General features: G+C 73.4%; 23 protein-coding genes. 9 read left to right on the top strand and 14 right to left on the bottom strand.

The window, feature by feature from the left end; genetic code table 11:
• Positions 1–170 precede the first annotated feature (170 nt).
• Genes SL103_RS30080 through SL103_RS30070 form a run of 3 tightly spaced genes read right to left on the bottom strand, consistent with a single transcriptional unit; the run spans position 171 to position 3,249 of the window.
• On the bottom strand, positions 171–1,331 hold the full coding sequence (locus tag SL103_RS30080; RefSeq protein WP_069572116.1) for an Mrp/NBP35 family ATP-binding protein: 1,161 nt from the start codon (positions 1,329–1,331) through the stop codon (positions 171–173).
• 42 nt (positions 1,332–1,373) lie between these two features.
• Positions 1,374–1,952 carry a DUF1003 domain-containing protein gene (locus tag SL103_RS30075; RefSeq protein WP_069572115.1) on the bottom strand — a complete coding sequence of 193 codons (579 nt, stop codon included), beginning with the start codon at positions 1,950–1,952 and terminating at the stop codon, positions 1,374–1,376.
• Positions 1,942–3,249 (bottom strand): magnesium transporter MgtE N-terminal domain-containing protein, encoded by a 1,308-nt coding sequence (locus tag SL103_RS30070; RefSeq protein WP_069572114.1) that lies wholly within the window; start codon positions 3,247–3,249, stop codon positions 1,942–1,944. The genes SL103_RS30075 and SL103_RS30070 overlap by 11 nt, the downstream gene beginning before the upstream one ends.
• 195 nt (positions 3,250–3,444) lie before the next feature.
• On the opposite strand from SL103_RS30070, the gene SL103_RS30065 reads away from it, so the two are divergent.
• The gene (locus tag SL103_RS30065) at positions 3,445–4,227 is read left to right on the top strand and encodes a hypothetical protein (RefSeq protein WP_069572113.1); all 783 of its coding nucleotides are present in this window, start codon (positions 3,445–3,447) and stop codon (positions 4,225–4,227) included.
• A 50-nt stretch (positions 4,228–4,277) separates the two neighbouring features.
• Here SL103_RS30065 and SL103_RS30060 read toward each other — a convergent pair whose 3' ends face one another.
• Both SL103_RS30060 and SL103_RS30055 read right to left on the bottom strand, forming a co-directional pair.
• Positions 4,278–4,817, bottom strand: coding sequence for a hypothetical protein (locus tag SL103_RS30060; protein WP_069572112.1), 540 nt, complete (start codon positions 4,815–4,817; stop codon positions 4,278–4,280).
• 111 nt (positions 4,818–4,928) lie between these two features.
• A complete protein-coding gene (locus SL103_RS30055) occupies positions 4,929–6,053 on the bottom strand; it encodes a magnesium and cobalt transport protein CorA (protein WP_069572111.1) in 1,125 nt (374 codons plus the stop codon).
• A 531-nt stretch (positions 6,054–6,584) separates the two neighbouring features.
• On the opposite strand from SL103_RS30055, the gene SL103_RS30050 reads away from it, so the two are divergent.
• The gene (locus SL103_RS30050; protein ID WP_069572110.1) at positions 6,585–7,169 is read left to right on the top strand and encodes a suppressor of fused domain protein; all 585 of its coding nucleotides are present in this window, start codon (positions 6,585–6,587) and stop codon (positions 7,167–7,169) included.
• Positions 7,170–7,208: 39 nt separating this feature from the next.
• On the opposite strand, the gene SL103_RS30045 is transcribed toward SL103_RS30050, so the two are convergent.
• Complete coding sequence (locus SL103_RS30045; RefSeq protein ID WP_069572109.1) at positions 7,209–8,462, bottom strand: MFS transporter; 1,254 nt, start codon at positions 8,460–8,462, stop codon at positions 7,209–7,211.
• A 252-nt stretch (positions 8,463–8,714) separates the two neighbouring features.
• Between SL103_RS30045 and SL103_RS30040 the strand changes: the two genes are divergently transcribed.
• From SL103_RS30040 to SL103_RS30030, 3 genes are all read left to right on the top strand, one after another.
• Entirely contained in the window at positions 8,715–9,353 is a 639-nt protein-coding gene (locus tag SL103_RS30040) for a DUF6758 family protein (RefSeq protein ID WP_069572108.1), read from the top strand.
• A gap of 177 nt (positions 9,354–9,530) precedes the next feature.
• Positions 9,531–10,382: a PHP domain-containing protein gene (locus tag SL103_RS30035; RefSeq protein ID WP_069574242.1), complete on the top strand. Its 852-nt coding sequence runs from the start codon at positions 9,531–9,533 to the stop codon at positions 10,380–10,382.
• 94 nt (positions 10,383–10,476) lie between these two features.
• Entirely contained in the window at positions 10,477–11,082 is a 606-nt protein-coding gene (locus SL103_RS30030; protein WP_069572107.1) for a MarC family protein, read from the top strand.
• Between the two features lie 97 nt (positions 11,083–11,179).
• Here the strand turns inward: SL103_RS30030 and SL103_RS38100 are convergent, their stop codons facing one another.
• Positions 11,180–11,332: a hypothetical protein gene (locus SL103_RS38100; RefSeq protein ID WP_099055472.1), complete on the bottom strand. Its 153-nt coding sequence runs from the start codon at positions 11,330–11,332 to the stop codon at positions 11,180–11,182.
• A gap of 205 nt (positions 11,333–11,537) precedes the next feature.
• On the opposite strand from SL103_RS38100, the gene SL103_RS30025 reads away from it, so the two are divergent.
• Complete coding sequence (locus SL103_RS30025) at positions 11,538–12,464, top strand: NYN domain-containing protein (protein WP_069572106.1); 927 nt, start codon at positions 11,538–11,540, stop codon at positions 12,462–12,464.
• 18 nt (positions 12,465–12,482) lie between these two features.
• On the opposite strand, the gene SL103_RS30020 is transcribed toward SL103_RS30025, so the two are convergent.
• The 3 genes from SL103_RS30020 to SL103_RS30010 all read right to left on the bottom strand — a co-directional run bounded on the left by SL103_RS30020 (position 12,483) and on the right by SL103_RS30010 (position 16,346).
• Positions 12,483–12,944: an SRPBCC family protein gene (locus SL103_RS30020; RefSeq protein ID WP_069572105.1), complete on the bottom strand. Its 462-nt coding sequence runs from the start codon at positions 12,942–12,944 to the stop codon at positions 12,483–12,485.
• Positions 12,945–13,110: 166 nt separating this feature from the next.
• On the bottom strand, positions 13,111–13,977 hold the full coding sequence (locus SL103_RS30015) for an alpha/beta fold hydrolase (RefSeq protein ID WP_069572104.1): 867 nt from the start codon (positions 13,975–13,977) through the stop codon (positions 13,111–13,113).
• 98 nt (positions 13,978–14,075) lie between these two features.
• Positions 14,076–16,346 carry a DEAD/DEAH box helicase gene (locus SL103_RS30010; RefSeq protein WP_069572103.1) on the bottom strand — a complete coding sequence of 757 codons (2,271 nt, stop codon included), beginning with the start codon at positions 16,344–16,346 and terminating at the stop codon, positions 14,076–14,078.
• A 313-nt stretch (positions 16,347–16,659) separates the two neighbouring features.
• Between SL103_RS30010 and SL103_RS30005 the strand changes: the two genes are divergently transcribed.
• Positions 16,660–17,397, top strand: coding sequence for a ferritin-like fold-containing protein (locus tag SL103_RS30005; RefSeq protein WP_069574241.1), 738 nt, complete (start codon positions 16,660–16,662; stop codon positions 17,395–17,397).
• 47 nt (positions 17,398–17,444) lie between these two features.
• Here SL103_RS30005 and SL103_RS30000 read toward each other — a convergent pair whose 3' ends face one another.
• The 4 genes from SL103_RS30000 to SL103_RS29985 form a co-directional block, all read right to left on the bottom strand.
• The gene (locus tag SL103_RS30000) at positions 17,445–17,735 is read right to left on the bottom strand and encodes a hypothetical protein (protein ID WP_033266073.1); all 291 of its coding nucleotides are present in this window, start codon (positions 17,733–17,735) and stop codon (positions 17,445–17,447) included.
• Positions 17,736–18,004: 269 nt separating this feature from the next.
• Positions 18,005–18,232 carry a DUF3107 domain-containing protein gene (locus tag SL103_RS29995; RefSeq protein ID WP_069572102.1) on the bottom strand — a complete coding sequence of 76 codons (228 nt, stop codon included), beginning with the start codon at positions 18,230–18,232 and terminating at the stop codon, positions 18,005–18,007.
• 139 nt (positions 18,233–18,371) lie between these two features.
• Positions 18,372–19,013 carry a TetR/AcrR family transcriptional regulator gene (locus SL103_RS29990; RefSeq protein ID WP_069572101.1) on the bottom strand — a complete coding sequence of 214 codons (642 nt, stop codon included), beginning with the start codon at positions 19,011–19,013 and terminating at the stop codon, positions 18,372–18,374.
• Between the two features lie 148 nt (positions 19,014–19,161).
• A complete protein-coding gene (locus tag SL103_RS29985) occupies positions 19,162–19,380 on the bottom strand; it encodes a hypothetical protein (RefSeq protein WP_069572100.1) in 219 nt (72 codons plus the stop codon).
• 169 nt (positions 19,381–19,549) lie between these two features.
• Here SL103_RS29985 and SL103_RS29980 point away from each other — a divergent pair, with 169 nt between their 5' ends.
• Positions 19,550–20,560, top strand: a complete 1,011-nt coding sequence (locus SL103_RS29980; RefSeq protein WP_069572099.1) for an alpha/beta fold hydrolase — start codon at positions 19,550–19,552, stop codon at positions 20,558–20,560.
• Between the two features lie 8 nt (positions 20,561–20,568).
• A complete protein-coding gene (locus SL103_RS29975; RefSeq protein ID WP_079146048.1) occupies positions 20,569–22,047 on the top strand; it encodes a DUF3152 domain-containing protein in 1,479 nt (492 codons plus the stop codon).
• Positions 22,048–22,589 lie beyond the last annotated feature (542 nt).

Genomic DNA, 22,589 nt, shown 5'->3' with positions numbered 1-22,589 from the left:
GACCTGACGGCGTACGAGTCGTGAGCGGCGCCGACGGCCCGGGCGCGCGGGCCGGCTGACGGCGCCCGGCAGACAGCAGGGGGCGGGCCCACCGGGCCCGCCCCCTGCTGCACCTCATGTGGTGTCCGTGAGCCCTGCGGGCTCCCCCCCGTGACCGGGGGCGCACCACCTCAGAACTTGTTGCGCGGGGTGATCCCCAGCGACATCCCCGACAGGCCCCGCTGCCGGCCGCCGAGCTTGCCGGCGATCGCGCGGATCGCCGCGCCGGCGGGGGAGTCCGGGTCGGTCAGCACGACCGGCTTGCCCTCGTCGCCGCCCTCGCGGAGGCGGACGTCGATCGGGATGGAGCCGAGCACCGGCACCTGCGTGCCGGTGGTCTTCGTCAGGCCCTCGGCGACCCGCTCACCGCCGCCGGTGCCGAACACGTCGACCATCTCGTCGCAGTGCGGGCAGGGCAGCCCGGACATGTTCTCCACCACGCCGACGATCTTCTGGTGGGTCTGCACGGCGATCGAACCGGCCCGCTCGGCGACCTCGGCGGCGGCCTGCTGCGGCGTGGTGACCACCAGGATCTCCGCGTTCGGGACGAGCTGGGCCACCGAGATCGCGATGTCGCCGGTGCCCGGCGGCAGGTCCAGCAGCAGGACGTCCAGGTCGCCCCAGTAGACGTCGGCGAGGAACTGCTGCAGCGCGCGGTGCAGCATCGGGCCGCGCCACACGACGGGGGCGTTGCCGGGGGTGAACATGCCGATCGAGATGACCTTCACGCCGTTCGCCGACGGCGGCATGATCATGTTCTCGACCTGGGTGGGCCGCCCGTCGGCGCCGAGCATCCGGGGCACCGAGTGGCCGTAGATGTCGGCGTCCACGACACCGACCTTCAGCCCGTCGGCGGCCATCGCGGCGGCGAGGTTGACCGTCACCGACGACTTGCCGACGCCGCCCTTGCCGGAGGCGACGGCGTAGACCCTGGTCAGCGAGCCGGGCTGGGCGAACGGCACCTCGCGCTCGGCGGTGCCGCCGCGCAGCGACGACGCCAGCTCCTTGCGCTGCTCGTCGCTCATCACGTCCAGCTCGACCCGGACGCTCGTCACGCCCGCCACGCCGGCGACCGCGTCGCGCACGTTGTTGGTGATCGTCTCGCGCATCGGGCAGCCGGAGACGGTGAGGTAGACCACGACCGCCACCGCGCCGTCCGCCGCGATGTCCACCGATTTGACCATCCCCAGGTCGGTGATGGGGCGGTGGATCTCGGGGTCGTTCACCGTCGCGAGCGCGGCGCGGATCGCGTCCTCGCTCGGGGTGGCGCCTGTTGGGGTGTCGGTAGCCATGACCCGATGGTACGGCGCGTGAGGCGGCCTCCGGAAAGGCCGTCAGCGGTCGTGTTCGTCACTCTCCGCCGGGACGGCCTGCCACTGCTCCAGGTCCCGCACGACGTCCTGGAGCTCGGAGCGGATCCAGTCGCGGGTGGCGACCTCGCCCAGACCCATCCGCAGTGCCGCGACCTCGCGGGTCAGGTACTCGGTGTCGGCGATGGAGCGTTCGTTCTGCTTGCGGTCCTGCTCCTGGGTGATCCGGTCCCGGTCGGCCTGGCGGTTCTGCGCCAGCAGGATCAACGGCGCCGCGTACGACGCCTGCAGCGACAGCGCCAGGGTCAGGAAGATGAACGGGTACCGGTCGAACCGCCAGGGGGCGGGAGCGGCGACGTTCCAGGTGATCCACGCCATGACGGTGACGGTCATCCAGACGAGGAACCGCCCGGTCCCCAGGAAGCGGGCGATCCGCTCCGACAGCCGCCCGAACGCCTCCGGGTCGTACTCGGGCAGGAACGTACGGCGCGGGGTGCGCGGCTGGTCCAGCCGGATGCGGGGCCGTTCGGCGGAGCCCCGTCGCACCGCCGAGGCGCCGTTCGCCCGGGTGCGTTCCCGGCTCTCCCGTTCCTCAGGTCCCATCGGCCGGCTTCCCGAGGCGCGCCGTGCCGGTCAGCCCGGCCGGGGCGGAACCGTGCAGTCCCTGCTCCCGCCAGTCCTCCGGGAGCAGATGGTCCAGCACGTCGTCGACGGTGACCGCGCCCAGCAGGGCGCCGCTCTCGTCCACGACCGGCGCGGCCACCATGTTGTACGCGGCCAGGTAGCTGGTGACCTCCGGCAGTGGCGTCTCCGGCCGCAGCGGCGGCAGATCGGTGTCGGCGATCGAGCTGACCAGGGTGAACGGCGGGTCGCGCAGCAGCCGCTGGAAGTGCACCACACCCAGGTACTTGCCGGTGGGCGTCTCGTCCGGCGGCCGGCAGACGTAGACCTGCGCGGCGAGCGCGGGCGAGAGGTCCGGGTCCCGGACCCGGGCGAGCGCCTCCGCGACCGTCGCGGCGGGGCGCAGCACGATCGGATCGGTCGTCATCAGCCCGCCCGCCGTGTGCTCCTCGTACGACATCAGCCGCCGCACGTCCGCGGCCTCCTCCGGCCGCATCAGCGCCAGCAGCCGCTCCTTCTCCTCCTCCGGCAGCTCGGAGAGCAGGTCGGCGGCGTCGTCCGGGTCCATCGCCTCCAGGACGTCGGCGGCCCGCTCCTCCTTCAGCTTGCCGAGGATCTCGATCTGGTCGTCCTCCGGCAGCTCCTCCAGGACGTCGGCGAGCCGGTCGTCGTCGAGCGCCGCGGCGACCTCGGAGCGGCGCTTGGGGGAGAGGTGGTGCAGCACACCGGCGAGGTCGGCCGGACGCAGCTGCTCGAAGGTGGCCAGCAGGCTCTCCGCGCCCTGGCCGTGCTCCTCCAGCGAGAAGCCGGTCACCGCCGACCAGTCGACGGTCAGGGTCTCGCCCTTGCGGCGCAGCGCCCCGCCCTTCCCCTTGCGGACGAAGACCTTCTCGATCTCCCAGTCGCGGCGGGCGGGCAGCTGGATGATGCCGATGTCGAGCACGGCCACCTCCTCGCCGGTCTCCACCAGCCGCACCCGGCGGTCGAGCAGCTCGCCGAACACCAGCGTCTCGGTGGGCCGCTGCTCGAAGCGCCGCATGTTGATCACGCCGGTGATGACGATCTGGCCGGACTCCACGCCCGTCACCCGCGTCATCGGCACGAAGATCCGGCGCCGGTTGATGACCTCCACGACCAGTCCGAGCAGCCGCGGCGGGCGCGCGCCGACCCGGAGCAGCGCGACGAGGTCCCGCAGCCGGCCGACCTGGTCGCCGTTGGGGTCGAACACGGGGCTGCCGGCGAGGTGGGAGACGAAGACCCGGGGAGTCACCACTGCCATGCAGAGTGCCGCCCTTCTCCCGTTCTGTCAGAAACAAGGCATCAATGCGGATTCAGGCTAACCCGCACGGGTCCGGGCCGCCGCGGTGAGCCGGGCCGTAGGGTGACCGCCGCACGCCCGGCCGACGACCCGGTAGGACCCAGGTACGCTGCCGTACTGCTGTCGAGGTCACCCGCATCAGGAGGCAGAGCCCACGTGAGCGCAATCCCCCGGGGGGCCGGCCCCCGACCGCTGGTCACCAGCCGCCGCACGGGACGGGCCGCGCTGAAGGGGGCGGCCTGCGTGGGGCTGGTGGCGGCGCTGGCGGGCTGCGGCGGGCAGGACCCGGACGCCGGCACCAACGGGGTGGGAAAGCTGCCCGCGGCGAAGATCGAGGCCAAGGCGCGGGCCGCGGCCGAGCACGCCGAGACGGTGCACCTGTCGGGCAACGTCGTCAGCCAGGGCCGGACCTTCAAGCTCGACATGAGCCTGGCGAAGGACGGCGCCAAGGGCGAACTGACCACCAAGGCGGCCGCCTTCCAACTGCTGCGGGTCGGCGACGCGCTCTACCTGAAGGCGGACGCGGCCTTCTGGGCCGGCGAGAAGGGCGGCGCGGCCGGCGGGAACGGCGGGGCCGCGGCACAGAAGCTCGGCGGCAAGTACGTGAAGGTGCCCGCCGGCGACCCGGTCTACAAGCGCTTCAGCGGCTTCACCGACAAGGACACGCTGCTCGCCAGTCTGCTCGGGCTGCACGGCAAACTCGCGACCGGCGACCGCAGCGACATCGACGGCACCCGCACCGTCCGGCTCACCGCGGGGGCGGGCGCCGGCGGCACCCTGGACGTCTCGCTGGAGGGCACGCCCTATCCACTGCGGCTGCAGCGGGCCGGCGGCGCGGGCGTGGTCAGGTTTGCCGAGTGGGGCCGGAGCGTGGACCTCAGGGCCCCGTCCAAGGACCAGGTCGTGGACTACGGCAGCCGGATCTCCAGCTCCGGCTAGGGGGAGACGCCCCCAGGGGCGCGCGCCCGGATCGGGCCGGGCGGCGCCGGTCAGCCCTTGCGGCCCCGGCGCAGCAGCTTCGGCAGCGCGGCCGGTACGGGCCGCCGGGTGATCGCGGGGGAGGCCGGCGGCGGCGCGGCGTGCGAGACCTCCGGCATCCGGCCGGGGCGCTCGGTGGCCTCCGCCCCCGTGGGCTCCAGCCGCAGCACCCGGCACTCGCGCGCCCAGCGCTCGGTGAGGGTGTCGGCGTCCGGGGCGTTGAGGCGCTTGCCCTTCAGCTCCTCGACGGCGGCCCGCCAGGCGTCGCCGCCCGGCTCCGGCTCGACGACCCGCGCCTCCCAGGTGACCAGCCGGCCGCCCTTGTCCTTGCTGCGTACGGTGACGGTCGCGGCGCCGCCGTCGGCCAGTCCGAGGTCGTCCAGGGGCTGTTCGCCGGGGCCGCCGACGAGACACGCGGCCCCGTCGTGCCACAGGTGCCACAGCGCACGGGCCGGGCCCGTCGTCCCCCGCACCCAGATGAGGCCGGACTTCTTCGTGGCCTCCTCGATGAGCGCCCGATCCTGCAGGGCCTGCGACACGGTCTCCGTCATACGGCTCAGCCTAACGGGCCCGGCCCTGCCCGCCCGGGCCCGCCCAGGCGTCGGTACGGCGGACCCGGAGGCCGGCCGTCCCGACGCCAGGGCGGGCCCGGCGCCGGCCGGTCACAGCCATCCGTTGCGCTTGAAGCCGCGATGGATGCCGACACAGATCGCGACGGTCACCAGCATCATCGCCGGGTAGCCGTACTTCCAGTGCAGCTCCGGCATGTAGGTGAAGTTCATGCCGTAGATCCCGGCGATCATCGTGGGCACGGCGAAGATCGCCGCCCAGGCCGTGATCTTGCGCATGTCCTCGTTCTGCGCGACCGCCGCCTGCGAGAGGTTCGCCTGCAGGATGGAGTTGAGCAGGTCGTCGAAGGACAGCACCTGTTCGTTGACCCGCGCCAGGTGGTCGGCGACGTCCCGGAAGTACTTCTGGATGTCGGAGTCGACCAGCCGCATGGGCCGCTCGCTCAGCAGCTGCATGGGCCGCAGCAGCGGCGACACCGCGCGCTTGAACTCCAGCACCTCGCGCTTGAGTTGGTAGATCCGCCCGGCGTCGCCGCCCTTCGCGGACCCCTTGGTGCCGTTGCCCTTGCCGTTGGTGCCGGAGCTGAAGACGTCGATCTCCACCTCGTCGATGTCGTCCTGCACCGCGTTGGCCACCGCCATGTAGCCGTCCACCACCTGGTCGGCGATCGCGTGCAGCACCGCGGACGGGCCCTTGGCCAGCAGCTCCGGGTCGTCCTGCAGCCGGTGCCGCAGGGCGCGCAGCGAGCCCTGGCCGCCGTGCCGCACGGTCACGATGAAGTCCCGGCCGGTGAAGCACATCACCTCGCCGGTCTCCACCACCTCACTGGTCGCGGTCAGCTCGGTGTGCTCGACGTAGTGGACCGTCTTGAAGACGGTGAACAGGGTCTCGTCGTACCGCTCCAGCTTGGGCCGCTGGTGGGCGTGCACGGCGTCCTCGACGGCGAGCGGGTGGAGCCCGAACTCCTTGGCGATACCGGCGAATTCGGCCTCGGAGGGCTCGTGCAGGCCGATCCAGGCGAAGCCGCCCTCGGACCGGACGCCGGCCATCGCCTCGGCCGGGCTGACGTGGTCGCTCACCCGGCGGCCCTCGCGGTAGACACCGCAGTCGACGATGGCGCTGTTCGGGCAGGCGGGGGTCTTCTCGTAGCGGTACGGGGTGTCGTCGCGCCGCCGGGAGGGGCGGACGGCGGCGCGCAGGTCGCGGATCATCGACATGGCTGGCTCCTTCACGGGCCGGCCGTCAGCTGCGGGCGCACGGCGCGGCGCCGCCCTGGACGTACCCGCGTCATCGGGGTGTACGTCCGCGGAGTCCCCCTCGTCGGAAGTGAGCGAGCGGGGCGGGCAGCGCGTGGTGCGAAACAGTGACGGCAGTTCGCAGAGACACGGAACAAAGAGTCGAAGGCGCTCTTCCGTCATCTCCATCCGGCGCAAAGGCGCTTCCCTGGTTTCGCCGCTCGGCGGCGGGGTACGGAAGCTCTCGGATCAGGAGCGCTGCGCGAGGGGGATGACGGGAGAACTATCGGTACTGCACGGTCGACTCGGATCCACCGCAGCCCCACCTCCTCCGGCCGGTCCCCGTTGGGGGACGACGTCATTCCCTGACCAGACGGCAAGGCTATCAGCCGCCCAACGGGCAAAGGCGCCGCTTTGCCTGTTCCATACGAACGACCGTGTGCGCCGACACCGCCCGCCGACGGGCCCCGGCCGCCCGTCGGCCGGGCGCCGGGCCGGCCGTATGCTCGCGGCATGTCTGACGTTCTTGAGCTGGTCGAAGCCCGGCTGCGGATGAGCCTGGGCGAGCCGGATGCGCGCGCCGCCGTCACCTTCCTCGGCACCGACCGCATCGAGGTGCTCCGCTTCGTGGACGGCGAAGTGGTGCGCTACGCCACGCTCGGGATGTCCGCCCAGCCCATGTCCGATCCCACCGCCGTGCTCGCGGATCCGCTGCGGGGCCCGCGGGCCGAACTGGTGCTGTCGGTGCGCGCCGGCCGCGCGGACACCGACAAGGTGCTCCGCCCGCTCGCCGTGCTCGCGGCGTCCCCGCAGGTCGAGGGCGTGGTCGTGGCTCCCGGAGCCTCGCTGGACGTGGGCGAACCGCTGTGGCCCGGGGCGCCCTTCAGCTCCGTCCTGGTCGCCGAGCCGGGCGGGCTGGTCGAGGACCTCGCGCTGGACGAGCCCAGGGAGCCGGTGCGCTTCCTGCCGCTGCTGCCGATGACGCCCAACGAGGCCGCCTGGAAGCGGGTGCACGGCGCCGAGGCCCTCCAGGACCGCTGGCTGCGGCACGGCACGGACCTGCGCGATCCGCTGCGCGGCGGCGTACCGCTGGACTGAGCCGCCGCGGGGTCGGCCCCAACCGGCCCCGCGGCGCGGTCAGTTGGCGAAGGCGGAGACCCCGTCCTGCGCCGCGTGCCGCGGCTCCAGCTCCTCCGCCTCGACGGTCAGCGGCCGCCGGCGTACGGCGACGATGCCGGCGCCCACCGCGGCCGCCGCGGCGGCGACCACGAACGGGATGTGGAGGTCGGTCCACTCCTCGATCTTCGGCGCGAGGAAGGGCGCGGCGGCCGCCGCGAACCACCGCACGAAGTTGTAGCCGGCGCTGGCCACCGGGCGCGGCGCGTCCGAGACGCCCAGCGCCAGCTCGGTGAACACGGTGTTGTTCAGGCCGATGAAGGCACCGGAGAGGACCGTGCAGACGACGGCGGTGGTGTGGTCGCCGTAGCCCAGTACGAGCAGGTCGGCGGCGAGCAGCAGCAGGGAGCCGCCGAGCACCTTCAGCGAGCCGAAGCGGTGCTGCAGCCTGGGGGCCACGAGCACCGAGAACACCGCGAGCAGCACGCCCCAGGCGAAGAAGACGCCCCCGGACTTGTAGGGCGACATGTCGAGCACGAACGGCGTGAAGGCCAGCACCGTGAAGAACGCGTAGTTGTAGAAGAAGGCGGCGACGGCGGCGGAGGCGAGGCCGCCGTGGCCCAGCGCGCGGATCGGGTCGAGCAGCGAGGTCTTCCGGGCCGGCCTGGGCTGTTCCTTGAGGAAGGCGGTGATGGCGACGAAGCCGATGGCCATCAGAGCGGCGGTGCCGAAGAACGGGTAGCGCCACTTCATGTCGCCGAGGATCGCGCCCAGCAGCGGGCCGCAGGCCATGCCGAGCCCCAGTGCGGACTCGTACAGCAGGATCGCCGCAGCGCTGCCCCCGGCCGCGGCGCCCACGATGACCGCCAACGAGGTGGAGACGAACAGGGCGTTGCCCAGTCCCCAGCCGGCGCGGAAGCCGACGAGTTCGCCGACCGAACCGGACATGCCGGAGAGCGCCGCGAAGACCACCACCAGCGCGAGTCCGGCCAGCAGTGTCCTGCGGCCGCCGATGCGGCTGGAGACGAAGCCGGTGACCAGCATCGCGAAGGCGGTGATCAGGAAGTACGAGGTGAACAGGAGGGAGACCTGGCTGTTGGAGGCGTGCAGGCCCCGGGCGATCGACGGGAGGATCGGGTCGACCAGGCCGATGCCCATGAAGGCCACGACCGAGGCGCCGGCCGTGGCCCAGACGGCCTTCGGCTGGCGCAGGAGGGAGCCGCCGCCCTCCTGGAACGGATCGTCCGCGTGGCCGCCGCTCTTCGTGCCGCTCATGGTGCGGGTTCCCCTTCCGTTGCCGGGTGCGTGGCGTGATCCGCGGCGGCCGGCGGGCGGCCGCACGAGATCGTTGACGTTTACACACAATAAGTTAGACCACCTAAAGGGTGCAAGCTGCAACTACTCTTCGGGCGGGGATCCGGCGCGACCGGAAAGGGCTCAAATCCGGGGCGCGGTACGTGATTTTGGGCACATCGGTCGAGTGATCGTCCTTGACGCGACGGCGGGCGGGGAGGACCGTTGGTCCTTATGAGGGGCGAACCCAGTTGCCCGAAGTGCGGAGGCCGGGTGCGGGCGCCCGGTCTCTTCTCCGACACCTGGCAGTGCGCCGTGCACGGCACCGTGCACCCGCTGCAGCCGGTCGTCCCGCCGAGCGTCGAGGCGCTCGGCGTCGTCGTGCACCGCGCACAGGTGCCCGTGTGGATGCCGTGGCCGCTGCCGGTGGGCTGGCTGTTCACCGGCGTGGCCTGCGCGGGCGACGACCGCGGCGGCGGCCGGGCGACCGCGGTGGCCTGCACCGGCCCCGGCCCGCTCGGCGGCCCCGGTGAACTCCTGCTGATCGCCGAGGAACTGGGCGTCGGGCTGGGTGCGCGCTACGCCGGCATCGACGGCCCCGACCCCGGCTCCCGGATGCGGGTCGACACCGCGCCGCACGCCAAGGTGCTCGCCGCCGGCCGCCCGACCCCGCTGTGGCACGTCGACGGCGCGCCCGCGGACCGCGCGGTCTACGCGGGCGAGGCGCGCGGGCTGTGGCTGTGGGCGATCGCCTGGCCCGAGAAGTCCGGGGTGCTGATGTACGACGAGCTGGTGCTGACGGATCTGCGCGAGGCCGGCGCCGAGGTGGACCTGCTGCCGTGCGGGGCGCTCTCGCCGCGGATCCTGAGCTGAACCGCGGAGCCCGATCCGGCCGGGGCGGGGCGCCGCCCCGGTGCGGTACCCCGACGGCGGGCGCCGGCCGGCCGGTATCCTTCTGAGGTCCCCCCACGGTGCCCCCGCGCCCGGCGTACCACCGGAGCCGGCCCCGTGCCCGTCCGCCCGTCCCGCAGCAGTTCGGAGGTCCGTGTCGTGCGCATCGACCTGCACGCCCACTCCACGGCGTCCGACGGCACGGACACCCCCGCGGAGCTGGTGCGCAACGCGGCGGCCAGCGGGCTGGACGTCGTCGCGCTGACCGACCACGACACCGTCGCCGGGCACGCCGAGGCGCGCGCCGCGCTGCCCGAGGGGCTGACGCTGGTCACCGGCGCCGAACTCTCCTGCCGGCTCGACGGGGTGAGCCTCCACATGCTCGCCTACCTCTTCGACCCCGAGGAGCCCGAACTCGCCCGGGAGCGCGAGCTGGTGCGCGACGACCGGGTGCCGCGCGCCCGCGGCATCGTCGCCAAGCTGCAGGACCTCGGCATCCCCGTCACCTGGGAGCAGGTCGCGCGGATCGCCGGGGACGGCGCCGTGGGACGGCCGCACATCGCCACCGCCCTCGTGGAGCTGGGCGTGGTCGGCTCGGTCAACGACGCCTTCGGCTCGCTGCTCGCCAGCGACGGCCCGGCGTACGTGGAGAAGCACGAGCTCGACCCGTTCGAGGCGCTCCGGCTGATCAAGGGCGCGGGCGGGGTCGCGGTGTTCGCGCACCCGCTGGCCGTCAAGCGCGGCCGCTGCGTACCGGAGAGCGCGATCGCCGCACTCGCCGCGGCCGGCCTCGACGGCATCGAGGTCGACCACATGGACCACGACGCGCCGACCCGTGCGCGGCTGCGCGGCACGGCCGCCGACCTCGGCCTGCTCACCACCGGCTCCAGCGACTACCACGGCAGCCGTAAGACCTGTCACCTCGGCGAGTACACCACCGACCCCGAGATCTACGGCGAGATCGTGCGCCGTGCGACCGGCGCCTTCCCCGTTCCCGGCGCGGGCGGCTGACGACCGCTCGGCTTTTCCCCTCCCACGGGCCCGTGCGCGCCGCGCCGGCCCGTCACCCCCGCTCGTCCGTACCACCTCTCGCAAGGCCATCACCGTGTTCGACGTCGCCGTCTTCAGTACCCTCTTCGTCACGCTTTTCGTGATCATGGACCCGCCCGGCATCACCCCGATCTTCCTGGCCCTGACCTCCGGCCGGCCCGCCAAGGTGCAGCGCCGGATGGCCTGGCAGGCGGCCACCGTCGCCTTCTGCGTCATCGCCGTCTTCGGCCTCTTCGGCCGGCAGATCCTGGGCCGGCTGCACATCTCGACCCCCGCGCTGATGATCGCGGGCGGCCTGCTGCTCCTGCTCGTCGCGCTGGACCTGCTCACCGGGAAGTCGGAGGAGCCCACCCAGACCAAGGACGTCAATGTGGCGCTGGTGCCGCTGGGCATGCCGCTGCTGGCCGGTCCGGGCGCCATCGTGTCGGTGATCCTCGCGGTGCAGCACGCGCACGGGTTCGCGGCGCAGGTCTCGGTGTGGGTGGCGATCGCCGCGATCCACGTGGTGCTCTACCTGGTGATGCGGTTCTCGCTGGTGATCATCCGGGTGATCAAGGACGGCGGGGTGGTCCTGGTGACGCGGCTCGCGGGCATGATGCTCTCCGCGCTGGCCGTGCAGCAGATCATCAACGGCGTGCTGCAGGTGATCAAGGCGGCCTGATCCGCCGGCCCCGGAAACGGCGGCGCCCCCGTACGACGTGTTCGTACGGGGGCGCCGCGGCGTCGGTATGTCGCGTGTCAGCGGGCGTCGTAAGGAATCAACGGGCGGCGGTGTCGGCCGGGCGGATGTAGATGCGCTGGCCGATTGCGGCGGCCTGCTGCACGATCCGGTTGACGGAGGCGGCGTCCACGACGGTGCTGTCCACGGCGGTGCCGTCGGCATCGTCCAGGCGCATGATCTCGAAGCGCATAAGGGCTTCTCCCTTCGTCTGATCCTCCTGCGGAGAACTTCACAAATGAGGTGGAGGGCGTGGCGTCGCTGCCAGGCGTTCCACGGGGTACAACGACCCGCACCCTGCAATCATTCCCTACGCTAAAGAAAATTTTCGACGGTCTAAATACTGCCTGGTGAAGCGCTTGTGCGCGCGGAGTGAGCGCCCGGACAATGGGTCCGGTATGAACGACGTCCAGCCCACGGGCCCCACCGACCTCGCCGCGCTCGCCGCGGGCATCGAGCGCACCAACGAGCTGCTCACCCGGGTGCTCGCCGAGGTCGCCACCTCTCCGTCCACCCATGCGGCCTTCGTCGACGCGGGCTACGTCTACGCCGCGGTCGGCAGGCTCGTCACCGGCACGGAGGACCGCAAGGGCTTCGAACTGGACGCCGAAGGGCTCATCGAGGCGTTCATCGACAAGGCCAGGACGATCTTCGCGGACAGCCGGCTGCTGCGCGTCTACTGGTACGACGGCGCCCGCCGCCGCATCCACACCCAGGAGCAGCAGCGGATCGCCGAGCTGCCCGACGTGAAGGTCAGGCTCGGCAACCTCAACGCCAACAACCAGCAGAAGGGCGTCGACTCCCTGATCCGCTCGGACCTGGAGTCGCTGGCCCGGCACCGCGCGATCAGCGACGCCGTCCTCATCGGCGGCGACGAGGACTTGGTCTCCGCCGTCGAGGCGGCCCAGGGCTACGGCGCGCGGGTGCACCTGTGGGGCATCGAGGCGCCGGGCGGCCGCAACCAGGCCGAGCCGCTGCTGTGGGAGGTCGACAGCGCCCGCACCTTCGACCTGGCGTTCTGCAAGCCCTACGTCACCCGCCGCACCGGCGCCGAATACGCCGACCCGACGGCCGGCGAGGGCCCGGCGCCCAGCCGCGAGGAGGTCCGCTTCGTCGGGGCCCGGGTCGCCGCCCAGTGGCTGTCGGAGCGCGGCCGGGAGTGGGTCGCCGAGCTCCTGCCCGGCCACCCCTATCTGCCCGGCACCGTCGACCAGGAGCTGCTGACCGCCGCGGAGGCGCTGCTGCGGCACTCCCTGCGCGGCCACGCGGACCTGCGCCGGGTCCTGCGGGACGGCTTCTGGGAGCACGTACAGGGGCAGTACTGAGCCGGCCGCCGGCGCCGCTCAGGCCCGGGCGAGCAGTTCGCCGAGCCGGTCGAAGAAGCCCGCCCAGCCGGCCTCGGCCTGCTGGTACTGCTCCGCGCCGAGATGGCCGCCGACCTGACGGAACGCCATCTCCGTACGGTCCCCGAGGTCGGTCAGCCAGACCCGGACCAGCTCGCCCTCCTCGCCGCGTGGCACCGCGTCGTCGGTGAGCGTGAACTCCAGGTGCTCGGGCGGCGCCACCTCGCGGTAGATCCCCGAGAACGGCAGTTCGCCGCCGTCCGGCGCCAGCATCACCAGGCTCCACACCCCGCCGGGCCGCACGTCCATCGTCATCCGCTCCACCGGCACCGGCAGCTCCCCGCCGAACCAGTACGCGAAGTGCGCGGGCGTCGTCCACGCCTCGTAGACCAGCTCACGCCGGGCGTCGAAGGTCCGGTTGAGCGCGATGCCGTGCGGGTCTTCCCGGGAACTCTCGGTCATGGTCGAGCCCTTCGTACGGAGCCGGTGGCGGCCGGCCGCCGGTGGCCGCCCGCCCCCTTCGATGCTCGCCCAGCCGTCGCGCGCTGTCCTGACGGCACCGCCCACCCGGCCGAACCGGCAGCGCCGCCCGGCCCGGGCCGGGGCGGGCGATGGGGAGCGGCGCGGGCTATCCCACCCCGCTCCAGAACCCCGTCAGCGCCTCGGCCGTCTTCTCCGGGCGCTCCGTGTTGGGCGAGTGCTCCGCGCCCTCGACGACCGTGCGGCGGGCCGACAGCCGCACCGCCATCGCGTCCATCGACGGCACCGGCCAGGCGTAGTCGACCGCCCCGGACACCACGTGCACCGGCAGCCCCGTACGGGACAGTTCCGCCACCCGGTCGGGCTCCTCCAGCATCTGCCGGCCGGTGGCGATCAGCTGCTCGGGAACGGTGTTCAGCCAACGGCGGTGCAGGAACGCGCCGATCTCCGGGGGCGTCGCCGCGTCCGCCGCCTCCGGCGGGTCCAGCTCGCGCATCGCCTGCCAGACGCTCTCCATGTCGAGCCGGCCGAGCGCGTCGATCAGCATCCGCACCCGGGCCTGCTGGGCCGCCTCGATGGCCGCGGGCCCGGAGCTGAGCACGGTCAACGAGCGGAACGGGGTCGCGTCCAGCAGCACCGCGGCCCGGGTGATCAGGCCGCCCAGCGAGTGCCCCAGCAGATGCAGCGGACCGCCGTCCGCCTCCCGCACCGCCCGCGCCTGGGCCAGCACGTCCAGCGCCAACTCCCGTTGTGCGTAAGCCTGTTCCTCGCGCGGGCCCGGTGACTCGTGCTGGCCGCGACCGTCCACCGCGACCGCGCGGAACCCGGCAGCGGCGAGCGGCTCCAGCAAGGCGATGAAGTCCTCCTTGCTGCCGGTGAACCCGGGCACCAGCACCGCGGTCCCGATCGGTGCGCCCTCCGGCCGGGCGTCGTGCACGGCGAACGAGCCGCGCTCGGTGTCGAGTCGGTACGCGCGGGCGCACGGGGGCAGCGTGAGGTCGGTGGGCCTGCTCATGGACCGAGATTATCCGGGCCGGACGGCAAAACCGGGCCGGGACGCCGACGACCCGGCACCCGCGGTGTGCGGGGCCGGGTCGTCGGACCGTACGGGCGTCAGCTCTCGGGCGTCGCCTCTGCCGCCACGGGCGCCTTGGCCCGGGTGCGGCGGCGCACCGGCTTGGCTTCGGCGGCGTCCGCGCCGTCCACGGCCGGCTTGGCGGCGGCGGTCTTCCGCGTCCGCTTGGGCTTGGCCGGGGCGGCCTCGGTGCCTTCGGCGGCGTCCACGGCGGCCTCGGCGGCCTTGGCGGCGGCGGTCTTCCGCGTCCGCTTGGGCTTGGCCGGAGCGGCCTCGGCACCCTCGGCGGTGTCCACGGCGGCCTCGGCGGCCTTGGCGGCGGCGGTCTTCCGGGTCCGCTTGGGCTTGGCCGGAGCGGCCTCGGCACCCTCGGCGGTGTCCACGGCGGCCTCCGCGGCCTTCGCCGCGGCGCTCTTGCGGGTCCGCTTGGGCTTGGCGGGGGCCGCCTCCGCCACGGGCTCCGCGGCCTGGACGGGCTCCGTCACGGTTTCCGTCACGACGGCCGGGGCGGTCTCCACCGCGGCCTTGGCGGCGCTGCGGGTCCGGCGGCGGCGCGGCTTGGCGGGCGCGGCCTCGGCCTCGGCGACCGTGTCGGCCACCGCGTCGGCCGACACGGCGACCGCCGCGGCGGCGGGGGAGGTGGTCTCGGCGGGAGCCGTCACCGCGGACGACTGCCCGGCGCGGGTACGACGGCGGCGGCGCGGCTGACGCGGCGCGGCCGGCGCGTCCCCGGCGTCCGTGCCCTCGGCGGCATCGAGCGACCCGGTCGCCTGCGCCTCGGATCCGGCCGGGGCGTCCAGCGTCGCGCCGCCACGCGTACGGCGGCGCTGCCGCGGCGTACGGGTGCGCTGCGGGCGCTCCTCCTCGACGGTGTTGCCCCGGCGGGGTCCGCGACCGCGGCCGCCGGTCTCGCCCAGGTCCTCCAGCTCCTCCGCGGCGAGCCCCGCCCGGGTGCGCTCGGCGCGCGGCAGCACGCCCTTGGTGCCTGCCGGGATGTTGAGCTGCTCGTAGAGGTGCGGCGAGGTGGAGTAGGTCTCCTCCGGCTCGTCGAACGCCAGGTCCAGCGCCTTGTTGATCAGCTTCCAGCGCGGGATGTCGTCCCAGTCGACGAGGGTGACCGCGGTGCCCTTGGCGCCCGCCCGGCCGGTCCGGCCGATGCGGTGCAGGTAGGTCTTCTCGTCCTCGGGGGACTGGTAGTTGATGACGTGGGTCACACCCTCGACGTCGATGCCGCGGGCGGCGACGTCGGTGCAGACCAGGACGTCCACCTTGCCGTTGCGGAAGGCGCGCAGCGCCTGCTCACGGGCGCCCTGGCCGAGGTCGCCGTGCACCGCGCCGGACGCGAAGCCGCGCCGGGCGAGCTGGTCGGCGATGTCGGCGGCGGTCCGCTTCGTACGGCAGAACACCATCGCCAGGCCGCGGCCCTCGGCCTGCAGGATCCGCGCGACCATCTCCGGCTTGTCCATGGAGTGCGCGCGGAAGACGTGCTGGGTGGTGTTGGCGACGGTCTGGCCCTCGTCGTCCGGCGCGGTGGCGCGGATGTGCGTGGGCTGCGACATGTAGCGGCGGGCCAGCGAGATGACCTGGCCGGGCATCGTCGCGGAGAACAGCATGGTCTGCCGCTTGGCCGGCAGCAGCTGGATGATCTTCTCGACGTCGGGCAGGAAGCCCAGGTCGAGCATCTCGTCGGCCTCGTCCAGGACCAGCGTGCGGACCTGCGACAGGTCCAGCTTCCGCTGGCCGGCGAGGTCCAGCAGCCGCCCGGGCGTGCCGACGACCACGTCGACGCCCTTCTTCAGCGCCTCGACCTGCGGCTCGTAGGCCCGGCCGCCGTAGATGGCCAGCACCCGGACGTTGCGCACCTTGCCGGCGGTGAGCAGGTCGTTGGTGACCTGCTGGCACAGCTCGCGGGTCGGGACGACGACGAGCGCCTGCGGCGCCTCGGTCAGCTCCTCGGGCCGGGACCGGCCCGCCTCGACGTCCACCGGGACCGTGACGCGCTCGATGAGCGGCAGGCCGAAGCCCAGGGTCTTGCCGGTGCCGGTCTTGGCCTGGCCGATGACGTCGTTACCGGAGAGGGCGACGGGGAGCGTCAGCTCCTGGATGGGAAAGGGGGAGATGATGCCGACGGCCTCCAGGGCCTCGGCCGTCTCGGGGAAAATCCCGAGGTCTCGAAACGTAGACAGAATCTTGCCTCTTCTGTGAGACGCGGCGTGAGGCGGCGAAGGGGGTCGTACCGCTCCGTCGTACGGGTTGTACGGGGCCGGCCTGATGGCGGCCGGTGGGGCGGGACCACTGCCAACGCTCAAGCACTCATGCCGCGAGCGGTGTGCCTCCTGCGGTGCGTACCTCTCGTACGCGCCGCCGCGGAGGGCGGTCGGTTTGGAGCCGATCGGGCCACCGACCGGGCATCCGCTTCGTGGAAAACCCACCGACTCCTCGGCAGGTCCAATACCACTGTACCCCGGATACGGCGCCCCCATCCGAAGGCTTGTATGAGTGAGGAATACGTCACGCCGGCCCGGACCGCCGGGCGGCCGGCCTCCGGGCCGTTCGTACGGGTGAACGGAAGTGGCTGACCAGGGCCTTCCCCGGGCCCCGGAGCGGGCTATTGTGCCGGTCATGGGAACGCCTGACAACGCCGCGGCTGACGCGCAAGAACACACCGGGATCGCCGCCCAGGACTGGGCGCAGGCATCCGCCGACCCGCAGTACCGGGCCGCCGTGATCGACCTGCTCGGCGCGCTCGCATACGGCGAGCTGTCCGCCTTCGAGCGCCTGGCGGAGGACGCAAAGCTCGCGCCGACCATGGACGACAAGGCCGAACTGGCCAAGATGGCCTCGGCGGAGTTCCACCACTTCGAGCGGCTGCGGGAGCGGCTCGCGCAGATCGAGGCGGAGCCGAACGAGGCGATGGAGCCGTTCGCCGCCGCCCTCGACGAGTTCCACCGCCAGACCGCGCCGTCCGACTGGCTGGAGGGCCTGGTCAAGGCGTACGTCGGCGACTCGATCGCCAGCGACTTCTACCGCGAGGTCGCCGCCCGCCTGGACTCCGACACCCGCGACCTGGTGCTGGCCGTGCTCGACGACACCGGGCACGCGACCTTCGCCGTGGAGAAGGTGCGCGCGGCGATCGAGGCCGAGCCGCGGGTCGGCGGGCGGCTCGCGCTGTGGGCGCGGCGGCTGATGGGCGAGGCCCTCTCGCAGGCCCAGCGGGTCGTCGCGGACCGCGACGCGCTCTCCACGATGCTGGTGGGCGGCGTCGCCGACGGCTTCGACCTGGCGGAGGTGGGCCGGATGTTCTCCCGGATCACGGAGGCGCACACCAAGCGGATGGCGGCACTGGGGCTGGCGGCCTGACGCCGCCGCACCGTCTCTGACCGCGGCCCACGGGGGTGCCGGGCGGCTCAGGCCGTCCGGTGCCCCTTCAGCGGTGCCGCCGGCCGCCGAAGACGGGAGCGCGGCGGGCGCACCAGGACCGACAGCAGCGCCGCGCCCACGGCGACCGCGGCCACCATCACCTGGACGGGATGACCGGGGCCGAGGATCGAGCGGGTCAGCAGGGCGCCGAGCAGCGCCGCGACCGGGCCCGTCGCGAGGGTGAGGGTGCGCGCGGGGAAGCGGTCGGGCAGCCTGCGCATGGCGAACAGGGCGATGGCGAGCCCGATGAGGACGGCTCCGAGCGCTTCCAGGATCATGCTTTCCCCTCCCGCGAGTCTGCGTGCCCGGGTGGCGGCACCGAACCGGCGGTGCCGGTGGTGCGTGCCGACCGGACGAACAAATCGGTCGTAGGCGGTCGTACCCAGGGGGCTGCGGCAGCAACCCTCCCGCCGCGGGTCAGCTGCCTGATCAGCGCAGCCGGTCCGACTCGAACGGCCTGATCTGCGAAAAGGGCGGCGGCCCGGAGGGAATCCCCCGGGCCGCCGCCCTTGTTCTCACCCACGCGCCGCGGTCGGCGCCGCGTCGGTCAGAGCGCGCCGAAGCCGACCTTCCGGCCGGCCGGCTCGCCGAGCTCCACATAGGCCAGCCGGTCCGCCGGGACCAGGACCTTGCGGCCGTGTTCGTCCACCAGCTTCAGCAGCTCCGACTTGCCGGCCAGCGCCTCGGACACCGCGCGCTCGACCTCCTCGGCAGACTGCCCGCTCTCCAGAACGATCTCGCGGGGCGCGTGCTGCACGCCGATCTTGACCTCCACGGCTTTGTCCCTCCGACGGTCTGGTGCCCCCCAGCGTCAGCTGGGGGAGGGTGCGCGGCGATCCGCGCTGTACGCAGCACACATTAGCCCGGTACGGGGATGCACAGGACGCCGTGGACCACGCCAGCAGCGAACACGGTCAGTGCGTGTCGTTGCCGTGCAGCGGGAAGCCCGCGATGCCCTTCCAGGCGAGGGAGGTCAGCAGCGCCACCGCGGTGTCCCGCGGCACCTCGCTCTTGGAGGAGAGCCAGTAGCGCGCCACCACCTGCGAGACCCCGCCCAGCCCCACGGCCAGCAGCATCGACTCGTCCTGCGACAGGCCGGTGTCCTCGGCGATCACCGCGCTTATGGCCTCGGCGCACTCCAGCGACACCTTGTCCACCCGCTCGCGGACCGCCGGCTCGTTGGTCAGGTCCGACTCGAACACCAGTCGGAAGGCGCCGCCCGGGTCCTCCACGTACGCGAAGTAGGCGTCCATGGTCGCCGCGACCCGCTGCTTGTTGTCGTTGGTCGACGCCAGCGCCGAGCGCACCGAGTGCAGCAGTGCCTCGCAGTGCTGGTCGAGCAGGGCGAGGTAGAGGTCGAGCTTGCCCGGGAAGTGCTGGTAGAGCACCGGCTTGCTGACGCCCGCCCGCTCCGCGATGTCGTCCATCGCGGCCGCGTGGTAGCCCTGTGCGACGAACACTTCCTGGGCGGCGCCCAGGAGCTGGTTGCGCCGGGCCCGTCGTGGCAGGCGCGTGCCCCGCGGGCGTGCCGCCTCGGTCTGCTCGATGGCGCTCACGCTGCCTCCCAGAAGTGGTTCCGTTCGCGGCCCGTACAAGGTGGTGCACCGCGCCCGCCATCGTACTTTTGGGTAACCCGGCTGTGCGCGGCCCGGGGCGAGAATTTCTCCTCGGCGCCGCCCCGACAATGCGACATAACGCCCCAGGTCATCGGTATTCGTCTTCGTTGAGCTGCACGACGCGGGCCTGCTCGACGAGATCGGCCTCGTTGGCCTCCGGGCTGACCTCGGTGAGCGGCTCGTCACGCTGCGGCGCGATATCGGTGTACTGCTCCGCGGCGTCCGCCTCCGGCGCCTCCACGTCGATCTCGGTGACGTCGTCGGCCTCGTCCTCGAAAGTGTCCGGGTCTGTCGGGTCGACAGGCATGGTGGTTCCCTTCTCACGGACTCGCTGCGTCGGCTGTTCCTGGCAGGAAAGCAGGGGACCCGGGCGGCTGCCCTTGCCTACGAGCCTAGGAGAGCCGCAGCGAAGGCGCGATGCGGTGTGTGACCGCGAACACACAATCGGGGGCGTGATCGTCTCGTAACATCGACCCATGTCTTCGACCGAGTCGCCGGACACCGCGACCGCCGCCCTTCCGGTCCCGCCGGCCGGCCCCGGCGGCCGCGCCGCGGCGGAGGCGGTGCGCACCGTGACCCTGCCGGGCCTGACGCTGAGTGTGCGGGCGCCGTTGGAGAGGGACGGCGGGCCGGCGGGCGGCGACGAGGCGGACCGGGCACCCGCCCTCTACCTCCACGGCCTCGGCGGTTCCTCGCAGAACTGGTCCGCGCTGATGCCGCTGCTCGCCGACCGGCTCGACGGGGAGGCCCTCGACCTGCCCGGCTTCGGCCAGTCACCCCCGCCGGACGACGGCAGTTACTCGGTCTCCGCGCAGGCCCGGGCGGTCATCCGCTACCTCGACGCGGCCGACCGCGGCCCCGTCCACCTCCTCGGCAACTCGATGGGCGGCGCCGCGGCGACCCGCGTGGCGGCCGTCCGCCCGGACCTCGTGCGCACCCTGACGCTGATCTCGCCGGCCCTGCCCGAGCTGCGGCCGCAGCGGACGGCGGTGCCCACCGCGCTGCTCGCGGTCCCCGGCCTCGCCGGGCTCTTCGGCCGGCTCACCCGCGACTGGACGCCCGAGCGCCGCACCCGCGAGGTGATGGCGCTCTGTTACGGCGACCCCGGCCGGGTCACCCCGGAAGGGTTCAACGCCGCGGTCGACGAGTACCGCCGCCGGCTCGAACTCCCGTATTTCTGGGAGGTGATGGAGCGCTCGGCGCGCGGTCTGGTGAACGCCTACACGCTCGGCGGACAGCACAATTTGTGGCGTCAGGCAGAGCGCGTGCTCGCGCCGACGCTTCTCGTCTACGGTGGACGCGACCGCCTGGTCTCCTTCCGGATGGCGCGGCGGGCGGCCGCGGCGTTCCGCGGTTCGCGACTGCTGACGCTCCCGGAGGCGGGGCACGTGGCGATGATGGAATACCCGGAGGCGGTGGCGCGGGCCGTCCGCGAGCTGCTGGACAGTGAAGTGAACGACGTGACCGCTGATGCGGGCAGGAGCTGACACGCCCCGTGGGACGCCATAGCCGCCGGAGCCGGCCGGAGACCGAGAACCCCGCGCAGCCGGCCGTACCCCCGGGCAGCGGCCCGCGGGAGCCCGCGCCGGGGCCGGGCCGCCGCAGACGCGAGCCGGCCGAGGGCGCCCCGGTGCGCGGCGGGCACCCCGAACAGCACGAGCCGGGCGGCGGCTGGGGCACGCTTCCCGGCGCCCCGGCGACCCCGCCCGGCGCCGCCGACGGGCCGAGGATTCCCCGGCCGCGCGCGGAGATGCCCGCCGGCCGGCCGCTCGCCGCGCCGGGCAGCGGCCCGGGCCCCCGCCGCGAGTACGTCGACGCCTTCGACGCCGGCGTGTACCCGGCCGGGCCGGGACGCCCCGGCGCGGCCGACGGTCCGGCCGACCCCGAGGACGACGTGTTCCGGGCCGGTGCGCCCGACGCCCCCGTCCGGCGGGCGGCCCCTGTCGTACCGCCCGGCGCCCGGTTCACCGGACGCTCGGTGGTCTTCGCCCGCGAGGGGGCCGGCTTCGGCCCCGACGGCCCCGACGGGCCGGGCGCTTACGCCGGCTCCGGCGCGGCGGGCGCCGACGGCGCGGAGCCCGGCGTTACGGTCGGTCAGGACCCGGCGGGCCAGGACCCGGCCGACGCGGTGGGCGCCGACCCGGACGAGGCACGGCACGGCGCCAGGAAGGGCAGCATGGGCCGGACGTTCACCGGTGCGGCGGCCGCCGCGGTGACCACCGTGCTCGCCGTGGTCATCGCGGGCCAGGTGGCCGAGCAGCACAAGGACGGCGCGGACCCGCAGCCGCGCAGCGGCAACGACCGTACCGACGGCGCCGGCGACGAGACCTCCCGGTCGAACGCCCGGCCCACCCAGGACGCCAAGGCCGCCGGTTACGACGAGCAGATGACCCAGGTCTTCCCGCTGGCCGCCGACCTGACGGCCAGCGGCCGGTTCAAGCCGGTCGGCAGCGACGCCAAGGCGCCCGGCCACGGCAAGCTGCTGCGCTACCGGGTCGACATCGAGGAGGGGCTGCCGCTGGACGGCAAGCTGTTCGCCGAGGCGGTGCACAAGACCCTCAACGACGACCGCAGTTGGGCGCACGGCGGGCAGCGGACCTTCCAGCGGGTGGCCTCCGGCCCCGCCGACTTCGTGATCACGCTGGCGAGCCCGGGCACCACCGCCAAGTGGTGTGCCAAGTCCGGTCTCGACACCACCGAGGACAACGTCTCCTGCGACTCGGCGGCCACCGACCGCGTCATGATCAACGCCTACCGGTGGGCGCAGGGTGCCAAGACCTACGGGCGCGACAAGATGCTCGCCTACCGGCAGATGCTGATCAACCACGAGGTCGGTCACCGGCTCGGTCACAACCACGAGATCTGCTCCCGGCAGGGCGCCCTGGCGCCGGTGATGATGCAGCAGACCAAGTTCCTGACGACCGACGGCGTGACCTGCCGGCCCAACTCCTGGCCGTTCCCCACCCAGCGCTGAACCCGGCCCCCGCGCCCGGGGGCCGGTCCGCGGCGAACCGGTCTGCGCGCTCGACGTCACCACCCGGGCGCAGGTCAGGGAAGTACTCGGCCAACTGCGCCGCGAACCGGTCCTGTCGCCGGCTTTCCTCGCCCACGACCCGGCCGTCGTACGGGCGGCCGGCGACCGGGTCGCGGTGACGCGGTCCGGGGCGATCGGCGGGTAGGGCCCGGTCGGAGCGGTGTACGACCGGCCCCAACACCCGTGCACCCAGGGCCTGCTGGCGGCGGTACCGGTGCTCGACCCCGGGGTCGCCGCGGACCGCCGGGCGCTGCGCGTCGCCGCACAGCGCGCACATACCGCGTCGAAACGCCCCTACGGTCGGAAAGTTACGTGCTTTCACCCCTTCCGGTGGCGCGACGGACAACCGTCCATCGCGCCACCGGCCCTTTTGCATAGCTTCTTCCTGCAGGTGACGGCGGTGCGGTCGCCCCCCAGGAACCTTCGCCAGGTTTCGGCCCGGGGGACCCCCGCCACCCGGGACGTCGACATGGGAGGACGGG

Source organism: Streptomyces lydicus, from assembly GCF_001729485.1.
GTDB lineage: Bacteria > Actinomycetota > Actinomycetes > Streptomycetales > Streptomycetaceae > Streptomyces > Streptomyces lydicus_D.
Note: the sequence above shows the minus strand (reverse complement) of the source record. Positions and strands in the feature narration are given on the sequence as shown.